The organism is Nostoc paludosum FACHB-159, from assembly GCF_014698835.1.
Classification (GTDB): Bacteria; Cyanobacteriota; Cyanobacteriia; order Cyanobacteriales; family Nostocaceae; genus Nostoc; species Nostoc paludosum.
This window is the reverse complement of the sequence record NZ_JACJTU010000013.1, coordinates 14,751-33,930: the sequence shown is the minus strand read 5'-3', so window position 1 is coordinate 33,930 and position 19,180 is coordinate 14,751. Positions and strand designations below refer to the sequence as shown.

The window sequence follows — 19,180 nt, the reverse complement described above, 5'->3', positions numbered from 1 at the left end:
GTGCTATTTACCAGCTTAGTAGTTTTCACCCCGACTGTAGCAACTAGATACCTACGTTTGTTGAACTGACATCCAAAAATCGGCAACTTAGCAAATAAATACTCAAGAGATAGCTATGACTAGCAACACTCTCATTCAACCCACAGAAATCATCCACTTATCAGGTATCAGTTGGCAAACCTATGAAAACTTGCTAGCTGAACTTAGTGTTAACCGCCGCCTTCGCCTTACTTACAATCGAGGTACTCTAGAAATCATGGTTCCTTCACCTGAACATGAACGATACAAAAGAATTGCGTCTCGATTTGTCGAAACTCTCGCAGAAGAACTAGAAATTAGAATTGACTGCCTTGGTTCTACCACTTTTAAACGTCCAGAACTGAGTGGCGCAGAACCAGATGAATGCTTTTACATTGGAAATATTAATGCCATAAAAGGCAAAAAAAGAATAGATTTAGCGGAAGATCCACCACCAGATTTAGTAGTAGAAGTTGATATTACTAGCAGCTCTAAAAATCGCTTTCAAGTTTATGCTGATATGGGTGTGCCTGAAATTTGGCGATATGATGGCAAGACTTTTACTATTAACGTTTTAGAAAATCAAAAATATATATCTGTTCAACAGAGTTTAGCATTTCCCAATTTGCCACTCATAGAGATTTCTCATTTTTTAAAGCAGGTAGGAGAAAAAGATTATTTGGAATTAGTGAAAGAATTTCGCCAATGGGTTAAAAGCCAAATTTAATATCAAAATAGCGAATTAATTTAGATAGCTATAGAAGAATATATGTCGCAGCGAATCAAAGTTTACTCCTATTCAATATACCACTCGGCAAATTCATACATTGGGATCATTCTTGCCCAAAGATCCTTGCAGGGGTTACCTGTTGATATTGAACGACGACCGATTTACATTCCCAAGGAGCGAGGTATTAAGGTTGCCGATCTCCAAGGAGGAAGTGAAAGCGCGGCCGTATCGTTGTATCACAAAGAAGATTGCCTGCGGTGGGCGAAAAAGTACGGCATTGAAATTCGATTCAAGGAGCTTGATGAATTCCGAAGGTGGGTAAAGCGCTGGCAGGAAATGAAATTTAGTCGGGAAGAACTTCCCGCTAGAGCATATTACGCTGCTCGTGGAAGCGGGAAGGAGCATCTTTTGGATGCTGCTTTTTTTCGAGCCAGTTATGTTGACTTGCTTGATGTCAACGATGAGTCTGTGATTAGAAAAATTGCCGATGATGTTGGGTTGGGTGGCGTTCGCATTCTAGAATTAGCCCAAGGCGAAGCAGCTAAACAAGCTGCAATTGAAGCTTTGGCAGAATACGATCGATTTGGCTGTCCTGGTGTACCAACCTGGGTGGTTGAAGGCGAAAAGTTTTGGGGTAAGGATCGTGTCGATTGGCTTACTGAAAAGGTAAAAGAATTATCTCTAAGAACCGCCCTTTGATGGTTGAGTTGCTGCTGGTTTTGAGCGCTGTTGTTGATAAAACCGGACAACTTTTTGCACATAGTCAGCAGTAAAACCTTTGTCACAGCCTGTATAGTTACCAGTCATCCACCAACAAGCAGCGCCACGCACAGATGCAATTTCATTATTCTTGGTAGCGGCGAACTGATTGGTTAACTCGCGGCGGGTGATACAGGATACAACCGAACGGGCAAGCACAGGACTGTTTTCAAATTGCGTCGCTGTTAATTCTCGTTTGAGACAAGTTCTTGACCAGCCTTTGAGGGTTTCTGGTTTGACTTGCCATTCGCTATAAAGTCCATCGTTGGGATTTTTGGTTTGCGGTGCAGCTTGTCGCAGTGCCTCTACCATCGCTGCAACTTGGGCATCAGAAATTGGCTGCTGTGCTTGAGCTAATGATGGTAATAGTCCAAAGCTGACAACAATTCCACTCAGTAGTAATTGTATAGGGTGTTTTCTCATGAATTTAGAATTATTTTAGATATCACGGGGTATCATATTACAGCAGAATTCAGCACTCAGAATTCAGGAGTAAAACAGAGCCGATACTTGGCTTGGGAAATTCTTAACTATGCAAATAGCCAAACGAGGTGATTGGAAAACAGAACCTATGCCTTCTGCGTTTACAATTATAACGGTAGAAAAAGTTTACTCACACGAGCAATTTGACAGAATCACTGCCGGATTAATTCCACACCAAATGGAAGATAGGTGGTTCATTTTTTATGAGGCTCCTTGGTTATACTTGCATCGCAGTTGGACTGGTTTATGCATTTTCAAAGTGTGTTTTGAGATAGTTGAAGAAGGTGTCAAAATTTCTCAAGTACAGGTAAATCGAAATCCAGCAGAATACTCTAACACTTACCGCGAACATGATGTTTCTATGTTAGTACTATTGCTGGATTCGCTAGTTAATAATCGACTCAGATATTAACTAAATTTTCTACATTATCGGCATCATTTGGTAATGCAGCTGTTAAAACTTCGCTGCCTTCTGTGGTCACTAAAACATCGTCTTCAATGCGGATACCGCGGACATCAGTAAATTCTGATAACCGCTGCCAATTGACGACATTTTGATATTTTGAACGCACGTTAGCGTCATTTAAAATTGCTGGGACTTGGTAAAAACCAGGTTCAATTGTAACTAGCATTCCTGGACGTAATGGACGATTTAAACGCAAGTAGCCCAAGCCAAAGCGATCGCTCCTTGTCCTTGCTTCTTCATATCCTGCTAAATCCCCTAAATCCTCCATGTCATGGACATCTAAACCCAATAGATGACCAATACCGTGGGGAAAAAATAGCGCGTGGGCATCCATTTCAACTAAATCGTGGGGATTTCCTTGGAGAATTCCTAAATCCACTAAACCTTCAGCGATGACCGTAGCAGCTAGAAAATGAATATCGCTATATTCTACACCAGGATGTATTTTGGCAATGCAAGCATCATGGGCTGCCAAGACAACATTATAAATATCTCTTTGGGTGGATGAAAATTTTCCAGAAACCGGCCAAGTGCGAGTAACATCCGCAGCCCAACCCGTTTCGGTTTCAGCACCGACATCAGCAAGGAGTAAGTCACCTGGTTGCACATTATGGTGATACTGTTCGTTGTGCAAAACTTCACCGTGAACGGTGACGATGCTGTTGTAAGAGGTGGTCATGTTGTTGGCAATGATTACACCTTCCATCGCGGCGCGAACTTCTGCTTCGAGTTTGGCTTGGGGTGTTGCAGCCATACCAGCTTTGTGTGCCTTCACTGTGACAGCCGCAGCTTTTCGTAACTCGACTAATGCAGCTTCATCGTGGGTGAGACGTAGAAAAACCATCGCCTTAGCTAACTCCAAGTCAATTCCTTGGGGAGGACTTTGAGGTAAAATCCATCTATTCAACAGCTGAGATTGCTGTGTCCAAGTAGCAGCATCTTGTAGAGCGATGGTTGCAGCATTTTCTAACCACGACTCTAATTCTGTTAAAGGTCTAGCCACATCTGCCCCAATCTTCTCGGCGATTTCCTCCCGTGTTGGCATTTCTCCGTGCCAAAGGGCGCTGCTGGGCGAGGGATCTTCCATGAATAATTCTAGTTTGCCCCCTTCTAGGCGAATTACCGCATTTGATAACGGCAGCCCCGCAAAATAAAGGAAATGACTGCTAGCGCGAAAAGGAAAAGAATTTGCGGGAAAGTTGCGCGGACTGTTGCTACCTGACCAGAGAATTGCGGGAAAATCAATCAGGTTGGCTAGTTTTTGCCTTCGCTGGCGTAGAGTTTCCACGAGGGAACTAGAAGTTTGTTGAATAAGCATAAATAAAAACTCAAAAAAAAAGATAAAGGTTATTTAGTCTTTATCATCATTGTTTTTACGATCTTCGTCTCCATCATCGTTGCCATCATCAAGTTTATTGTCGTCAGACTTGTCATTTGAGTTTGGTCTATCGGGTTGCACAACTGGTTTTTGTTGCTCAGTTGGACCCAGAGGCTGTGGTGCTTGAGCAATACAGCTAACTAATCCTCCACAAATTAATACTAAGGTCACGGTAGCAAAAATGCCCCTGAATATTTTTAGCCTGATGTTTCCGTTTGATGCTTTCATAAATACATCCTTTGCAGATAATCCTGCTACTAATTCGGGATGGAGAGGTGAAAGTGTATTATGACGTAAACAATCGCATTTTTTTCCCCGAACAGCTAATCATAAGTAATTCCTAAAGTTAAGGAGAATTTGTGCAACTTTGATGCATCAAAGTTGCACGAGGTTACGTTTAGACAATAGTGAAATTAGCGGCAGTCAAGGTCGTGGTGTTAATTCCAGTCAGGGTTGCCAAAATTTCGTCAGTAGCAGTGACGATAATTTTGTGGCCAGAGAAACTAAGTTGATTGAAGGTCAGGCCACCAGAAAGTGCGATGGAGTCACTGCCTTTGCAGAAATCAGTAATAGTATCAGTACCTTGTGTGGCAGCCAAGACAAATTTATCTTTGCCGTTGCCACCTGTGAGGGTATCGTTACCAAAACCACCGGACAATAGGTCGTTACCGTTGCCACCAAGAAGGGTATCATTACCATTGCCACCATTGAGGGAATCTTTGCCATTGCCGCCCTTGAGATAGTCATTGCCAGGAGTACCCTTGAGGTGGTCGTTGCCGTTGCCACCAAAAAGGCGATCGCCCACTTGCACAGTTACCTTAGCAGTACTGGTAAGTTGACCATCGCTAATAGTGTAGTTGAAGCTAGCCGCACCACTAAACCCGCTAGTTGGGGTAAACAAGATGAAATCATCTGCTGTGTTATTCGGAGTGCCGTTATTTTTCAGCACCGCAGTACCATTAGTCGCACCACTGACACCAGTAATGCTGAGGTTGCTGCTATCAACATCTGTATCGTTAGCCAGCAAAGTATTTGCTTGGATACGCACATTAGTATATTTGGCAGCAGTAACAGTATCATGAACTGCAACTGGCGCATCATTGACTGGCTTGACGTTCAACTTAAAAGTACTAGTAATTGTGCCACCATTGCCATCACTGACAGTGTAGGTAAAGCTATCAGCACCGTTATAGTTGGCATTGGGGGTGTAGATGAAGTAGTCATCGCTGGCGTTGCCAACAGTGCCGTTGTTGTTGAGTGTGAGTGTGCCATTGGCAGGGTTAGTGAAGTCACTAATGCTTAAGATATCACCCTCTACATCTGTGTATCTACTCAAGATGGTGCTGGCAAGGATGTTAAGTGCAGTATCTTCCTGGGTGGTTGCAGTTCCAAAGCCAAAGACCACATAACTCTCGCCAACAAATATTTGACCATTGACAGTGGCATTGCTCGCCCCGATAATCAGGTCAGCAGCGCCGTCGCCGTTGAAGTCTCCAGCACTGCTGACGGAAACGCCTGAGCTGTTATCTGAAGCGATGCCGTTGATTACAAAGCCGTTGCTGCCGTTGAGGGACGAGAGGTTAAAGCTGGCTGTGAAGCCACTGCTCTTGCCAAACAGCACATAGCTCTTGTCAGTTGCACCAATAATCAGGTCGTCGAAGCCGTCGCTATTGATGTCTCCAGCACTGCTGACTGAGTTGCCCGATCTGTCACCTGGATTAATGCCCTCGATCGCAAAGCCGTTACTGCCGTTGAGGGACGATAAATCAAAACTTGCTCCAAAACCACTGGTGCTGCCAAAAATCACATAGGTCTGCCCAGCAGCTGACTTGCCATTGGGGTCGGCCCCACTTGCCCCGATAATCAGGTCGGCGATACCGTCATCGTTGATGTCTCCGGCACTGGTGACGACGCTGCCTGAGTTGTTAATCACAAAACCGTTGTTGCCATCTACGGAGGAGAGGTTGAGGCTAGCTGCAAAACCACTGCTTTTGCCAAATACAATGTAGCTCTTGGTATTGCCATTGTTATCGCCATAGCGTGTGCCGATAATCAGGTCGTCGAAGCCGTCGCCGTTGATGTCTCCTGCACTGCTAACAGATCTGCCCAAGTAAGAACTACGGATCGCAAACCCATTACTCCCGTTCAAGTCAGACAAGTTAAAAACTGCTGGATTAGGTGCCATTATTGTTGATTCCTGTTTTTGTTTTGCAATCAACTAATGAGCTAAGTTGCATAAAAACAAGGCTGGAGCCTATTACTAACAGCAAATTATTTCAGCAAAATAAATGGCTATTAGTTTATACAACCTAGTTTCATGTACAATTTAATACGCTACATTTTATATTTGTCTAAACATAGGTAAATTAATACATTAGTAAAATTCATCTAAAATTTATCTTTTGCTATCTTAGTTATCTGCGATTTTATAAATCAAGTTTTCACATTTAAGAAAGCACAATTCACTAAGTTAAATTCTTTATTAAAAGAATATTATCTGTTTTGGCTTTTGATTTTTAGTTTATTACCTTGGAAGTAATTTTATGGGACAAATCATTACTCAAGTTGATGCTTTCACGAATACACCATTTGGGGGAAACCCTGCTGCTGTCTGTGTTTTGGCTACTCCTAAAGATGATATTTGGCTCCAAAACGTGGCGCAGGAAATGAATTTATCTGAGACGGCTTTTCTTATTAAACAAGATGATGGTTTTAATTTGCGTTGGTTTACGCCAACGGTGGAAGTACCGCTTTGTGGTCACGCAACTTTAGCTAGTGCCCATATACTTTGGTCAGAAGGACATTTACTATCTGATAAAGTTGCACGTTTTTATACCAAAAGTGGAGTACTCCTTGCTAAGTTACAAGGTGAATGGATTGAGTTAGATTTTCCGGTGAATCATTCAAAACCAACCATCGCCCCTCCAGAACTTAGTCAAGCTTTGGGCGTACCATATAAATCTGTATTGCAAAATTCACTAGGTTATTTAGTAGAATTAGAATCTGAAGAATTGGTGCGGCAAATACAACCCAATTTCCAGCTACTAAAAACATTGTCTATTTCTGATGTTATTGTTACCAGTATTGCTGAGCCTGATTCCCAATATGATTTCGTTTCGCGCTTCTTTGCACCAGGATTAGGTATTAATGAAGACCCAGTAACAGGGGCGGCTCATTGTTGCCTTGCTGCATTTTGGCGCGATCGCTTGCACAAAGATCGGTTTTTAGCTTATCAGGCTTCGAGTCGCGGTGGCGTGGTGAAAGTTTATTATGATGGGGGCGATCGCGTTTTGCTTGCGGGACAGGCGGTAACTGTTTTGCGAGGCGAATTAATTACTGCTTAAATTGAGCTAAAAATTAATCGCATTGGGCAAAAACTCGGCATCAAGAATTTGGGCAATAGAATAAGGACATTCCGTTGGAAACGTATCTATTGCTAATTTCGTTTCATTACTAGCAGCTTTTAATCCCCGGTGGTAGCACTGGGCTAAAACTTCTTCTGGATATGACTTGAGACTGGGACTCTCTTGCAGCAAATCTATAATTCGGTTGCGTTGTTCGTCAATCGTATTTTGCCAGGAACCACTTTGCAAATTAGATTGGTATTGCCATTTAAGTAAATGTTGTAATAGTACCTCCAAGCGGCTTTTCAACTCCCGCCGTTCTGAGCGTCCCAAGCTTTCAATCTCCTCAATCACAGCATCCCAGTCTATCTGGTCAAATTGGCGATCGCGAATCAGTTGCACAGTGTGTTTTGTCCAGGCTACAAAATCTGTTTCATACAACTGGGCTGCGGTTTTGGGAATTGGGGTCACGTCGCTTAGCTCCGAATTCAAAATTCAAAATTCAATAATTTTTGATCCCATAAATAAATTTAGGGGCTTGTATCCTTTTCGGTCATGAAGTTCCTTTAATTCGTGGTAGACAAGCTCAATTTAAGATACTTTACCCTATGTTAGCGGTAAGGGAAGAAGCAAACGCTAGACAAGGCGATGCATTAACAATGCGACGGGTTGTCTTAAGATTGCACGCCAATACAAAATATCAAAACTGGCTGTCACAATATGTAAATTAGCCTATGTTTTAATTTTACAAATGTCCGCTAAACAGAAAAATCATCGAAGTCCTTTCACATCTGGTGACTGGCCAATTGAGCAATTGCCTGGACTCACCCAAGAAGAACAATCGCAACTGCGAAATTGTGGAATAAGTACTACACAAGCGCTAATCAAGCAAGGAAAAACTCCACAGGCAAAGCTGGCGTTAGCTAATAAACTTCAAATTCATATTCAGTATGTGAATAAATGGATGGCTTTGGCTGACTTAGCACGCATTCCCAGCGTTGGAACCCAATACTGCGGTTTATTACTCCATGCGGGTATTGGTTCTGTAGCCCAGTTAGCTCAAACTCCTACTCAAAGATTACACAAACAGATTTTGCGCTTGCAAGTGGCAACAATGCAGCGACGAGATTTGTGTCCAGCGATTGAGTTAGTAGAAAGGTGGAGTCAGGAAGCGAGAATGGTGGGGAGCATGGGGGCAGAGGGGCAGGGGAAGAATAACTAATGCCCAATCCCCAGTCCCCAGTCACTAATCCTTTGCCAACACGCCATTGAGGAAGATGTCAGCGAGGCCTTCTGCCATTTGTTGCATTTGTTGGGGGGAGGCGTCTGGTTCCATGAGGGTGTTGTTGGAAAAACCAGCGATCGCAAACATTCCTAAGAAAACTTTGGCGACTAGGTTGGCGTCCATTTGGCGATAGATGCCTTTATCCATTGCTGTTTGAAAGAAGGCTTCGGCAACATCGGTCATTTTAGTAATGACTTCTAATTGAATGCGATCGCGCAAGTCTGGATGAAATTGCACTTCCATGAAACAAACGCGCATCAAATCGGCATTTTTTTGGAAATTCCACATCCGACGGCGCATCACTTGAGCTACTGCTTTATAGCTACCCATTTCACTTAATTCTGTGAGCAGATCCGTGAGAATCTCCACCCATCCACTTGTAGCTACTTCTACCAAAATTGCCTTTTTATTGGCAAAATGGCGAAATAGAGTGCCTTCAGCTACACCTGCTGCCTGTGCTAAATCACGGGTGGTAGTGCCATCAAATCCCTGAGAGGCAAACAAACGTTGTGCTGCCTGTAAAATGCGGGTGCGCGTCTGAGCCTCTGAGGGCGGGGTAGAATTAAAAACTCGCATAATTGTTATGGTGAAATATCCGATGCCGGACTTGTAGCATTATTGTCTAACGTCAAGTACAAAAAGCCGAAAAAGCTTAATACAACATTAACGCTCTATTTGCTAAGTAGCGTATTTCTTCGGTAGTGTAACTTTATCTTAATTTTGGCTTATGAACAAACTCTGTCGGTTGATTTTTGATTTTAGATTTTGGATTTTGGATTGGTTTAACGGGTTGTGGCGAGAAGTTCCTAATCCCCAGTCTCCAGTCACCAATCCCCAATTATCAGTCACATCCTACCGAGTGTTTGCCGCTTTGTTGGCTGCGATCGCGTTTTGGTGGGGATTACACCCAGAAGTTGCTCTGGCTCAAACTCAAACAATATCTCCTCCAGCTAAAACTCAAATTCCAGCTGCAAGTTCGATTCAACCTTATCTCGATCGAGTCATCAAGGAGTTAACAGAGTTTCGCCTGGATAATGGTTTGAAGTTCATTGTTCTGGAACGACATCAAGCACCTGTAGTTTCTTTTCTTACCTATGCTGATGTCGGTGGTGTGGATGAGCCGGATGGTAAAACCGGTGTAGCGCACTTTCTAGAACATTTGGCATTTAAAGGGACGACGCGCATCGGTACAGAAGATTACAAGGCAGAAAAACCATTACTAGAACGCCTAGAACAGTTGGATGCCCAAATTCAAGCAGCCAAAGCTAATGGCAAAAAGGATGAAGTGGTGCGGCTAGAAGCTGAGTTTAAGCAAGTGGAATCCCAAGCCGCGAAGCTAGTCAAGCAAAACGAACTGGGACGAATTGTGGAACAAGCGGGAGGCGTGGGTTTAAATGCCACTACTTCAAGTGAAGCGACGCGTTATTTTTATAGTTTTCCTGCTAATAAATTGGAACTTTGGATGTCGCTGGAGTCGGAGAGATTTCTCGATCCTGTAATTCGTCGTGAGTTTTATAAAGAGAGAGATGTCATTTTAGAAGAACGACGGATGCGGGTGGATAATTCACCCATTGGGGCGATGTTGGAGAAATTTATTGACGCTGCCTACAAAGTTCATCCTTACAGGCGTCCAGTGATTGGTTATGACAAAGATATCCGTAACTTAACACCAGAAGATGTACAAAAGTTTTATGACGCTTATTATGTACCAAATAATTTAGCGATCGCCATTGTCGGTGATGTCAATCCCACCGAAGTCAAAAAACTCGCACAAACTTATTTTGGACGCTATCAAGCTAAAGCTAAAGCTACTCCAAAAATTCCTGTGGAACCGCAACAAAAACAAACACGGGAAGTTACTTTACAGCTACCTGCTCAACCGTTGTATTTGGAAGGTTATCACCGTCCATCAATTACTCATCCAGATAATGTAGTCTACGAAATGATTGGCAGTTTATTAAGTGATGGGCGCACTTCACGGCTGTATAAATCTTTAGTAGAAAAGCAACGGTTGGCGCTCAATGCCCAAGGTTTTAGTGGTTTTCCTGGGGATAAATACGCAAATTTGATGTTGTTTTATGCTGTAACTGCTCCCGGACGTACTGTTGATGAATTGGCGATCGCTTTACGCCAGGAAATTGAGAAATTAAAAACTGAGCCTGTATCTGCGGTTGAGCTAGAGCGAGTAAAAACCCAAGCACGGGGGGATTTATTGCGTAGTTTGACTTCTAATAGCGGAATGGCTCAGCAATTGTTGGAATATGAGGTGAAAACTGGTTCTTGGCGGAATTTGTTTAAGGAGTTAGATGAAATTGCGGCGGTAACTCCTGGCGATATCCAGCGGGTGGCGAAGGCAACGTTTACGCCGGAAAATCGCACAATTGGTAAGCTGTTGTCGAAACAAGGATGAAAAACGAACCGCAAAGGACGCTAAGGGCGCAAAGGAAGAGAGATATGGAAAGGTATAAGGGTAAGGGTAAAAGGAAGATGGGTCTGAAAATCCCTAGTGGGAAGAAGGTTTTTTCTGCGTTGGTTGTGGGTTTGGCCTTTTTACTTTTTACTTTTAATTTTTCTGTTGCGGCGACGGTACAGGCGAAACATTACACTGAGTTGCAACTGCCACCGCTACCTGAGGTTAAGTTACCAAAGTATGAACGGTTTGTGCTGCAAAACGGCTTGGTTGTCTATTTGATGGAGGATCGTGAGTTACCTTTGGTGAAGGGTACAGTGTTGGTAAGGACTGGGAGTCGTTTGGAACCGTTGGAAAAAGTCGGGTTAGCTGGTTTTACAGGCGCGGTAATGCGGACTGGCGGAACTACGAAGCATACGGGTGATGAATTAAATGAGATGTTGGAACAACGGGCAGCATCGGTGGAAACTAGTATTGGTGAAACTGCTGGTAGTGCTAGTTTTGATGCCCTCAGTGAAGATTTAGAAATGGTGTTTGGGTTGTTTGCTGAGGTGTTGCGATCGCCTGTTTTTGCTCAAGAAAAGCTAGATTTGGCGAAAACACAAGCTAGGGGTGCGATTGCGCGGCGCAATGACGATCCCAATGGCATTGCGAATCGAGAATTTCGTAAGTTGCTTTATGGCAAAGATAGCCCTTATGGTCGCACCACAGAGTATGCAACTATAGAGCGAGTTTCCCGTGAGGATTTGCTCAAGTTTTATCAGCAATACTTCCACCCGAATAATATGATTTTGGGGATTGTAGGGGATTTTGACGCGAAAAAAATGCGATCGCTCATACAAGCTAAACTTGGCGACTGGAAAGCCAACCCCAAAATCGCTAAAGTGCAATTACCAGAGGTTTCCCCAGCCAATACCGGCGGAGTGTTTTTTGTAAATCAGCCGCAACTCACACAAAGTAGCGTGTTGATTGGTCATTTAGGCGGACGGTTTGACAGCCCAGATTATCCAGCACTGAATGTGTTGAATGAGGTGTTAAATGGATTTGGCGGACGCTTATTTAATGAACTGCGATCGCGCCAAGGTTTAGCTTATTCTGTATATGGCTTCTGGAGTCCGCGTTACGATTATCCGGGAATGTTCGTTGGTGGCGGACAAACGCGATCGGATGCTACAGTGCAGTTTGTCAAAGCCTTACAAGCTGAAATTAAGCGCATCCAAGCCCAAAAAGTGACAGCAAAGGAACTAGCTTTTGCTAAAGAATCCACACTCAACTCCTTTGTTTTCAACTTTCAAGACCCCGCCCAAACCTTATCACGCCTGATGCAATACGAATATTACGGCTATCCGGCTGATTTTCTGTTCCGCTATCAAAAAGCCGTCGCCGCCACCACAGTTGATGACGTGCAACGCGTAGCACGAGAATATCTCAAGCCAGAAAATATTGTCACTCTAGTGGTGGGGAATCAAACTGCCATTCAACCACCCTTAACACAATTAGCTGCACAGGTAATACCAATAGATGTGACAATTCCCGACTTACAACCACAGGCGAAGAATTAGTTGCATAGATGCGATGATGGTGCGATCGTCACTAATACTTCACTAAGAATAGGGAAAGCTGGAAAGCAAACAACCTTATCCCAAGTCGGTAAGCCGATAACAAGTTTTAGCCAAAGATAATAAGGACACGATTCATCGTGTCCTTATACCGTTTCTCTGTAAAGCTGCGCCAAAATCTGTCAAACTCTTACCTTGGCGCTCTTCTCTTCTCTACGAGACGCTACGTGTTGGCGGAAGCCTCTCGTAGAGAAGGCGGTTCGTTACAGCTATTTTCAGGTAAATAGCTGTAAAAAAATTAAATGCATCTTCATACAGAATTGGTCTTACATAAATTACGCATATAAAAAAGGACAGACAAATCAAACAAATTTAGTTCAATTAGTTAGTTATTAGGACAAAATTCTCTGATTTTTGTCTATAAACTTAGCCTAAAATTATTGACTTTGCCCAATTCGGAAGCAAAATAATATAAGGAATAGTTTTGAAATTAAATATCAAAATTATTCACAATGATGTGATTTAACATTAAGTATTTCTGGAGTTGAGTCAATGGTTAGAATTCAAATTTACGATCTGCACCCTAGTCCAGACAAAGAACTTATCAATGAAGTTAATGCTGGAGAAATGAAGACAGTACAAGGTGGTGTACTATCTAACGCGACGGGCAGGCAGTTCTCCAACTCACTTGACGCAAATAATTCACCTACTACAACTGAGCCTGAGACATCACGGGTAAACTCGCTACAAGAAGTCAATTCGCTTTTGGATAACTTTAGGTTAGAACTAGATAAAATATTTAGGAAGTTGGTATAAGAGCCAATTTACTAATTTATTTATGAGCAGAATTTTGTTGTTTAAGTTTTCTCTTATATTTGTGCGTTCTAATTCTAATATTAGAACGCACTTTTTTATAAAAAATTCATACCCTTTTATTAAAACCTAGATACAGCGTTTTGCAAGTACATAAGGTACACTAAACCTCCCTTGGCAAGGCAAATCCTTGGCGTTCTTCTCTTCTCTACGACACTTACGCTAAGACAGTTCGATAAATTAACCTTATTGGCTATGCGTAATACTAATTCCAGAAAAAAATGAAACAGATCCGTAGGTTGGGTTGAACGAAGTGAAACCCAACACATACAAGACTTTGAGGTGTTGGGTTACCCTTCGGGAAGCCGCCTCCGGCGTCTACGTTCCTCAACCCAACCTACATCTACATCAGATTTTTCGTGAAATGGTATAAGCACTGCTCTTTATACTGCTAGCTAGAAACAAGCTACATTCACCAGTACGGCTCCAATTCAATTAAAGAATTCTAACTTCTGACTTCTAAATTCTATTTTGATAAAGACTCAACTCATTGATATGTGTCTTTCTAAACCCTTTCATAAGCTTGACTTTGCTAATTTCATCAATAAAAATTGCAGTAACAGGTAAGGAAAGCAGAGCTTAATTACCTGCCCAATTAATCTCATCTAAAGCAAGTTTTCTAAGAGGAAAAAATGGCAAATATCACTCTTTCTGAACTCTACGTTTCTGGCTCTGAATTGTTCGAGGGAACCGAAAGCTTTCTCGATGATTTAAATGATGCTGATTCCATCTCTGGTGGTAACTATTATAATTTCAGCGACATTTCAAGCTTAACAAAACTAGCTGAAGCATATGTTGATACCTATGCTATCGGCCATGTCACCTTTGTAGCTAAATCCTACAGCAGCGGCGGATATTACTAATCGTTGAGTAGTAGTTACTAAGCTCAATGGTTCTGTGGGGATAAAAAATAGAAAGTTATCTCTATTGAATGTATGGGATTTCTTGATTACCAATAATCCCCAAGAACCATCCAGATAAATTCAATTGCAACAAGGATTTGAGGAATAAGTCATGGCAAATATCACTCTTTCTGAACTCTACATTTCTGGCTCTGAATTGTTTGAAGGAACCGAAAGCTTTCTCAATGATTTAAGTGATGCTGATTCCATCTCTGGTGGTAACTATGATAATTTCAGCGACATTTCAACCTTGACAAAATTAGCTGAAGCATATGTTGATACCTATGCTATCGGTCATATCACCTTTGTAGCTAAGTCCTACAGCCACGGTACTTACTACTAATCATTGAGTAGTAGTTACTAAACTCAATGGCTCTTTGGGGATAAAAAATAGAAAGTCATCTCTATTGATTATCGATGCCCAAAAGCCAACCACATGAATTGAACAAAAACATAATCTCAACAAGTATTTGAGGAATAAGTCATGGCAAATATCACTCTTGCTGAACTCTACGTTTCTGGCTCTGAATTATTTGAAGGAACCGAAAGCTTTCTCAATGATTTAAGTGATGCTGATTCCATCTCTGGTGGTAACTATGCTAATTTCAGCGATATTTCAACCTTGACAAAACTAGCTGAAGCATATGTTGATACCTATGCTATCGGTCATGTCGCCTTTGTAGCTAAGTCCTACAGCAGCAGCGGATATTAATAGCTGAGTAGTTAATTACAAAGCTCAATGGCTCTTTAGGGATGAAAAGTAAAAAGCCATTTCTCTTGAATATATCAATGAGATTTATTGATTACGTATAATCCTCAAGAGCCATGTGAACAAATTCAAATACAGCTTAATTACAACAAAGATTTGAGGAATAAGTCATGGCGAATATCACTCTTTCTGAACTCTACGTTTCTGGTTCTGAATTGTTTGAAGGAACCGAAAGCTTTCTCAACGATTTAAGTGATGCTGATTCCATCTCTGGTGGTAACTATGCTAATTTCAGCGACATTTCAGGCTTAACAAAACTAGCTGAAGCATATGTTGATACCTATGCTATCGGCCATGTCACCTTTGTAGCTAAGTCCTACAGCCACGGTACTTACTACTAATCGTTGAGTAGTAGTTACTAAGCTCAATGGCTCTTGGGGGATAAAAAATAGAAAGTTGTCTCTATTGAATGTCTGAGATCGCTTGATTATCTAATAATCCCTAAGAGCCATGCAGATAAATTCAACAATAAAATTACAACAAGAATTTGAGGAATAAGTCATGGCAAATATTACTCTTTCTGAACTCTATATTTCTGGCTCTGAATTATTTGAAGGAACCGAAAGCTTTCTCAATGATTTAAGCGATGTTGATTCTATCTCTGGTGGTAGCGAATGGAGTGGATTTAGCGACATTTCAACTTTGACAAAATTAGCTGAAGCATATGTTGATACTTATGCTATAGGTCATATTGCTTTTATAGCCAAGTCCTACAGCAGTAGCAGTGCTGCCTGATAATCAAGTTGTAGGTTAGTTCCTAAGCTATAGCAATCCTATTTGAGTTCTGAAATTAGTAGTGGAAACTGCTAATAGGCAATAGATTTTTTCACGAATGATTTAGGATTGCTATATAATAATCTGCTTTGGGTTTTGAACTTATTTATATGGATAGGGAATGCAGAGAAGATTAGATTAATAGTACTACAGGATTTTGGAATTAGCGTGTTCAAATTGACGATGAGTTTTTTAACGGAATCAAATGGGAGTTCTATAGTTTTTATTGAGTACAGAGTTCAGCTTAATTAAAGTGCGATCGCCAATTGAGCAAATGCTCGATTCACAGCGAAACATCCAGCAGAATACTGTTTTACCAGTTTCTTGATTGGGTAATAGCAACTTTCAATTTTCCAAGGAAATATCTGACAATATGCCATTTTTATTAAGTTCTCAAAATGTTTTTGATTACCTAATTCCTCTAGGATTATGTACTCAAGCACAACAAGCATTGAGCAAAATTGAGCTAAAGCCTGCCAAAAATTTTAATTTATTAATCACCTTACCAGAAGGTCAGCAACTTTTAGTTAAACAAGAACGCTACAATCGAGAAGGAAAAGCTATTGGCGAGTTTTCTGACGAATGGAGAATTCATAATTTTTTTCGCAGTTTCCCAGAAATTAGCCACATTCGCTCGTATTGTTCGGAAGCACTGCATTTTGATGCAGAAAATTCCATTATTGTTTTTAAGTATCTGGGTAACTATCGCGATTTGGCAGATTTCTATATTAAGGAGAATCTTTTCTCCACTGAGATTGCAAAGGTAGTTGGTAGTATTTTGGCATCGATTCATCGTGTAAGTCTTAGCCGTCCAGAATATCGAGAATTTTTCCAAAATCACAAGAATGTATCTAGCCAAGAACCTCCAAATCTACATCAAGGACTGGATAGAATTACACCAGAAATTTTTGGTAGAGTTCCTAGCGATGGATTGAAATTTTTCACCCTTTATCAACGTTACGATAGCTTAGGACAAGCGATCGCAGATTTGGGTAACGCTTTTAGTGCTTACTGTCTGACTCATAACGATCTCAAGCTGAATAATATTCTGATTTCTCTCAATTGGGAACAAGCAACTTTTCAGGAATCACTTTCAGGTGAAAGCGTGATTCGGCTGATTGACTGGGAACGTTGTGATTGGGGAGATCCAGCAAATGATTTGGGAAATTTGTTAGCCAGCTATCTGCAAATCTGGCTGTATAGTATTGTCATTGGTAAAGATATAGCGATCGAACAGTCATTACGTCTAGCTACGACTCCTCTGCAACTTCTCCAGCCATCAATGGCGGCGTTAGTGGCTAGCTATTTAGCTGAATTTCCTCAAGTACTAGAACATCGTCCTGATTTCTTGCAACGAGTTATCCAATTTTCTGGTTTAGCCTTGATTCGATCTATTCAGGCGATACTCCAGTATGAAAAGAGATTTGGTAATTCAGGTATCTGTATGCTCCAGGTTGCCAAGAATTTATTGTGCCGTCCAGAAGCATCTATACCAACAATTTTTGGCGTGCAAGCATCAGATCTCTATCCAACAAACTTATCTCCTGTATACAAGCAAGTCAATCAATTTTAGATTTGAGATTGCCGATAGTCCAGCATTAGCAAGCAATCGAGGTCTTTTGGATTGAAAGAGACTACTTCTACTCCTTTGGGCGTTGCTGAATATAGGGATGAAATTGTACGTATTGAAATTTAAAACTCCTTATCCTCTCTGCGTCTGGAGCGCCTCTGCGTGACAAGAATCATCCCGGATTTATGCAAGCCCCTCCTCTGTTATTTACACAGCAGCCATTATGCAACTATTAGATTCGCTACAAACTCAACTATCAGAAGTTCCAGAGCCATTGCAGACATCATTACAAGACATCATTCATAAAGTTCAAATCCAATCCCATTATTGCATTCAGCATCCAGACTACAAACCAATGGAATTACCAGAGTCAGCAATTGCAGGCTTTCAGCAATTACCTTTGGAGCTCCAAAACAAGTTTTTAAGTCTGCAATTGCGTAGTTTTCTCTACGGTATCTATTACAATGGTTCTTTGAAATCTGCTCTTGCTCCTGATGCAGATACAACAAATTTAGCTCTCAACCAAAATTTAGAAAATAATACTCTTTTAGGTGTAGATGTAGCTTTTTATGAACGCTTGCATGAAAGCAACAGAGGTGAAGGCTACTTCAGCAACGATTGGCTTGTAATTCAAGAAGAAGATGACATTTTGATTGTATATAAAAATGGTTTGAAACTTCATATACAGCGCCATCTTCATTTGCAACCAGCGCAGCGAAATACCACTGTTAATAACTTAGTTGCAATTAGAATGCCCAAGAATGTAGTACAAAACGGATTCTATATGGCAATTGGTAATGCAGCTTCTCATGGCAATCAAAATATTGTGCGGGTTTATTTCAATTTAACCCCAGAAGGGGCAGTTGCAGTTATGGATAGTTTAACTACCCAACTCAATTCTAGAGATATTCCTTTTTCATTTAAAGCTCTCTACAATCCTTCAGATTATGAACGTTGTGATTCAGCAGTACTTTATTTTGACAAAAACAAATATGAGGTTGTTCAGCCAGTATTAGAAAGAGTGTATTTAGAAAATCAATCTTATTTTGAAGAACAAGTGCCTTTGTTCACCAAATTAATTGCGCCAGGATTAGCGATCGCTGAAGAACCAGACCAAAAGTTTAGCACTCATGAAAGCTTTGGTACAAACCGCTGCCAAATTATTGCTAATGGGTTGCTTGATAGTTGGTTTGGAGGAAATGATACACCAGCAGAGCGGATGACAGCAGTTTTAAAACATTTTTCTTTATATAAAATTGAATTACAGCGTCCTTATCTCAATGCAAATTCTGAGGATATATACACTTGTTTGAATCTCTAGAAATCTCTTTGATTTCTCAAAAGTCTTTGGATTTTAGATTTGAATCGGAAATTTAAAATCTAAAATCCAACTTTTTTAAAGCTTAGCTTGTTCAAGTAATTCAATTTTTCTCAATTGATGAGGAAAAATAATTTTTAATCATGAGGTAATTAGATGAATGAAGATTTTTCTGATTTTAATGAAGGGTTCAATAAAAAATTTAACTTTAATGCTCAAGAATTAGAAGAAATAATCACAGCTGTGAGAGACGGTAAATATTCTTGGGCTTGCCTTTTAATGCTACGTTTTAGTGGCTATAATCCTCTTGAATATATACCCTCCCGCACCTACATTCGATTAATGAAAAACAATTCATTATTTGGTAAAAGAAACGACGCTCGAAGTGATAACCAAAATATCGATTTTTTTCAACTAGAATCAACCTGGTTTCAACAGAATAACGATAAATATGGATCTAATTAAAGGTAAAAAAAGAATTCAGCAATTACAGTCAATCTTAGGAGATTTAGACATACCATTTTATGACGACCAAATTTCAA

Annotated in this window: 22 protein-coding genes; 16 read left to right on the top strand and 6 right to left on the bottom strand. The window is 41.0% G+C overall.

Annotated elements, in window-relative coordinates:
• Positions 1–115: 115 nt before the first annotated feature.
• Together H6H03_RS15120 and H6H03_RS15115 are read left to right on the top strand one after the other, a co-directional pair.
• Positions 116–745 carry a Uma2 family endonuclease gene (locus H6H03_RS15120; protein WP_190955917.1) on the top strand — a complete coding sequence of 210 codons (630 nt, stop codon included), beginning with the start codon at positions 116–118 and terminating at the stop codon, positions 743–745.
• Positions 746–787: 42 nt separating this feature from the next.
• Positions 788–1,447, top strand: coding sequence for a DsbA family protein (locus H6H03_RS15115; protein WP_190955916.1), 660 nt, complete (start codon positions 788–790; stop codon positions 1,445–1,447).
• Here the strand turns inward: H6H03_RS15115 and H6H03_RS15110 are convergent.
• On the bottom strand, positions 1,430–1,930 hold the full coding sequence (locus H6H03_RS15110) for a hypothetical protein (RefSeq protein ID WP_190955915.1): 501 nt from the start codon (positions 1,928–1,930) through the stop codon (positions 1,430–1,432). The genes H6H03_RS15115 and H6H03_RS15110 overlap by 18 nt on opposite strands.
• 109 nt (positions 1,931–2,039) lie before the next feature.
• Between H6H03_RS15110 and H6H03_RS15105 the strand changes: the two genes are divergently transcribed.
• A complete protein-coding gene (locus H6H03_RS15105) occupies positions 2,040–2,402 on the top strand; it encodes a hypothetical protein (protein WP_190955914.1) in 363 nt (120 codons plus the stop codon).
• On the opposite strand, the gene H6H03_RS15100 is transcribed toward H6H03_RS15105, so the two are convergent.
• The 3 genes from H6H03_RS15100 to H6H03_RS15090 form a co-directional block, all read right to left on the bottom strand.
• Positions 2,392–3,774, bottom strand: coding sequence for an aminopeptidase P family protein (locus H6H03_RS15100; protein WP_190955913.1), 1,383 nt, complete (start codon positions 3,772–3,774; stop codon positions 2,392–2,394). The two genes, H6H03_RS15105 and H6H03_RS15100, sit on opposite strands and share 11 nt — an antisense overlap.
• A gap of 33 nt (positions 3,775–3,807) precedes the next feature.
• Complete coding sequence (locus H6H03_RS15095) at positions 3,808–4,062, bottom strand: hypothetical protein (protein ID WP_190955912.1); 255 nt, start codon at positions 4,060–4,062, stop codon at positions 3,808–3,810.
• 169 nt (positions 4,063–4,231) lie between these two features.
• Positions 4,232–6,019: a cadherin-like domain-containing protein gene (locus H6H03_RS15090; RefSeq protein ID WP_190955911.1), complete on the bottom strand. Its 1,788-nt coding sequence runs from the start codon at positions 6,017–6,019 to the stop codon at positions 4,232–4,234.
• Between the two features lie 358 nt (positions 6,020–6,377).
• Here H6H03_RS15090 and H6H03_RS15085 point away from each other — a divergent pair, with 358 nt between their 5' ends.
• On the top strand, positions 6,378–7,178 hold the full coding sequence (locus H6H03_RS15085; RefSeq protein ID WP_190955910.1) for a PhzF family phenazine biosynthesis protein: 801 nt from the start codon (positions 6,378–6,380) through the stop codon (positions 7,176–7,178).
• 6 nt (positions 7,179–7,184) lie between these two features.
• On the opposite strand, the gene H6H03_RS15080 is transcribed toward H6H03_RS15085, so the two are convergent.
• Positions 7,185–7,649, bottom strand: coding sequence for a DUF29 domain-containing protein (locus H6H03_RS15080; RefSeq protein ID WP_313931849.1), 465 nt, complete (start codon positions 7,647–7,649; stop codon positions 7,185–7,187).
• 280 nt (positions 7,650–7,929) lie between these two features.
• Here H6H03_RS15080 and H6H03_RS15075 point away from each other — a divergent pair, with 280 nt between their 5' ends.
• Positions 7,930–8,400 (top strand): DUF4332 domain-containing protein, encoded by a 471-nt coding sequence (locus tag H6H03_RS15075; RefSeq protein WP_190955909.1) that lies wholly within the window; start codon positions 7,930–7,932, stop codon positions 8,398–8,400.
• A 24-nt stretch (positions 8,401–8,424) separates the two neighbouring features.
• Here the strand turns inward: H6H03_RS15075 and H6H03_RS15070 are convergent, their stop codons facing one another.
• Complete coding sequence (locus tag H6H03_RS15070) at positions 8,425–9,039, bottom strand: TetR/AcrR family transcriptional regulator (RefSeq protein ID WP_190955908.1); 615 nt, start codon at positions 9,037–9,039, stop codon at positions 8,425–8,427.
• Positions 9,040–9,190: 151 nt separating this feature from the next.
• Between H6H03_RS15070 and H6H03_RS15065 the strand changes: the two genes are divergently transcribed.
• The 11 genes from H6H03_RS15065 to H6H03_RS15015 all read left to right on the top strand — a co-directional run bounded on the left by H6H03_RS15065 (position 9,191) and on the right by H6H03_RS15015 (position 19,103).
• Complete coding sequence (locus H6H03_RS15065) at positions 9,191–10,873, top strand: M16 family metallopeptidase (RefSeq protein ID WP_190955907.1); 1,683 nt, start codon at positions 9,191–9,193, stop codon at positions 10,871–10,873.
• A gap of 77 nt (positions 10,874–10,950) precedes the next feature.
• Positions 10,951–12,435: a M16 family metallopeptidase gene (locus tag H6H03_RS15060; RefSeq protein ID WP_242057848.1), complete on the top strand. Its 1,485-nt coding sequence runs from the start codon at positions 10,951–10,953 to the stop codon at positions 12,433–12,435.
• Positions 12,436–12,984: 549 nt separating this feature from the next.
• Positions 12,985–13,248, top strand: a complete 264-nt coding sequence (locus H6H03_RS15055; protein ID WP_190955905.1) for a hypothetical protein — start codon at positions 12,985–12,987, stop codon at positions 13,246–13,248.
• A 689-nt stretch (positions 13,249–13,937) separates the two neighbouring features.
• Positions 13,938–14,168, top strand: coding sequence for a hypothetical protein (locus tag H6H03_RS15050; protein ID WP_190955904.1), 231 nt, complete (start codon positions 13,938–13,940; stop codon positions 14,166–14,168).
• Positions 14,169–14,319: 151 nt separating this feature from the next.
• Positions 14,320–14,550 (top strand): hypothetical protein, encoded by a 231-nt coding sequence (locus tag H6H03_RS15045; protein WP_190955903.1) that lies wholly within the window; start codon positions 14,320–14,322, stop codon positions 14,548–14,550.
• A gap of 141 nt (positions 14,551–14,691) precedes the next feature.
• Positions 14,692–14,919, top strand: coding sequence for a hypothetical protein (locus tag H6H03_RS15040; RefSeq protein WP_190955902.1), 228 nt, complete (start codon positions 14,692–14,694; stop codon positions 14,917–14,919).
• A gap of 167 nt (positions 14,920–15,086) precedes the next feature.
• Positions 15,087–15,317 (top strand): hypothetical protein, encoded by a 231-nt coding sequence (locus H6H03_RS15035; RefSeq protein WP_190955901.1) that lies wholly within the window; start codon positions 15,087–15,089, stop codon positions 15,315–15,317.
• Positions 15,318–15,477: 160 nt separating this feature from the next.
• The gene (locus H6H03_RS15030) at positions 15,478–15,711 is read left to right on the top strand and encodes a hypothetical protein (protein ID WP_190955900.1); all 234 of its coding nucleotides are present in this window, start codon (positions 15,478–15,480) and stop codon (positions 15,709–15,711) included.
• Positions 15,712–16,123: 412 nt separating this feature from the next.
• Positions 16,124–17,323 carry a phosphotransferase gene (locus H6H03_RS15025; protein ID WP_190955899.1) on the top strand — a complete coding sequence of 400 codons (1,200 nt, stop codon included), beginning with the start codon at positions 16,124–16,126 and terminating at the stop codon, positions 17,321–17,323.
• Positions 17,324–17,543: 220 nt separating this feature from the next.
• Positions 17,544–18,641, top strand: coding sequence for a T3SS effector HopA1 family protein (locus H6H03_RS15020; protein ID WP_190955898.1), 1,098 nt, complete (start codon positions 17,544–17,546; stop codon positions 18,639–18,641).
• A gap of 153 nt (positions 18,642–18,794) precedes the next feature.
• The gene (locus H6H03_RS15015) at positions 18,795–19,103 is read left to right on the top strand and encodes a HetP family heterocyst commitment protein (RefSeq protein ID WP_190955897.1); all 309 of its coding nucleotides are present in this window, start codon (positions 18,795–18,797) and stop codon (positions 19,101–19,103) included.
• Positions 19,104–19,180: the final 77 nt, after the last annotated feature.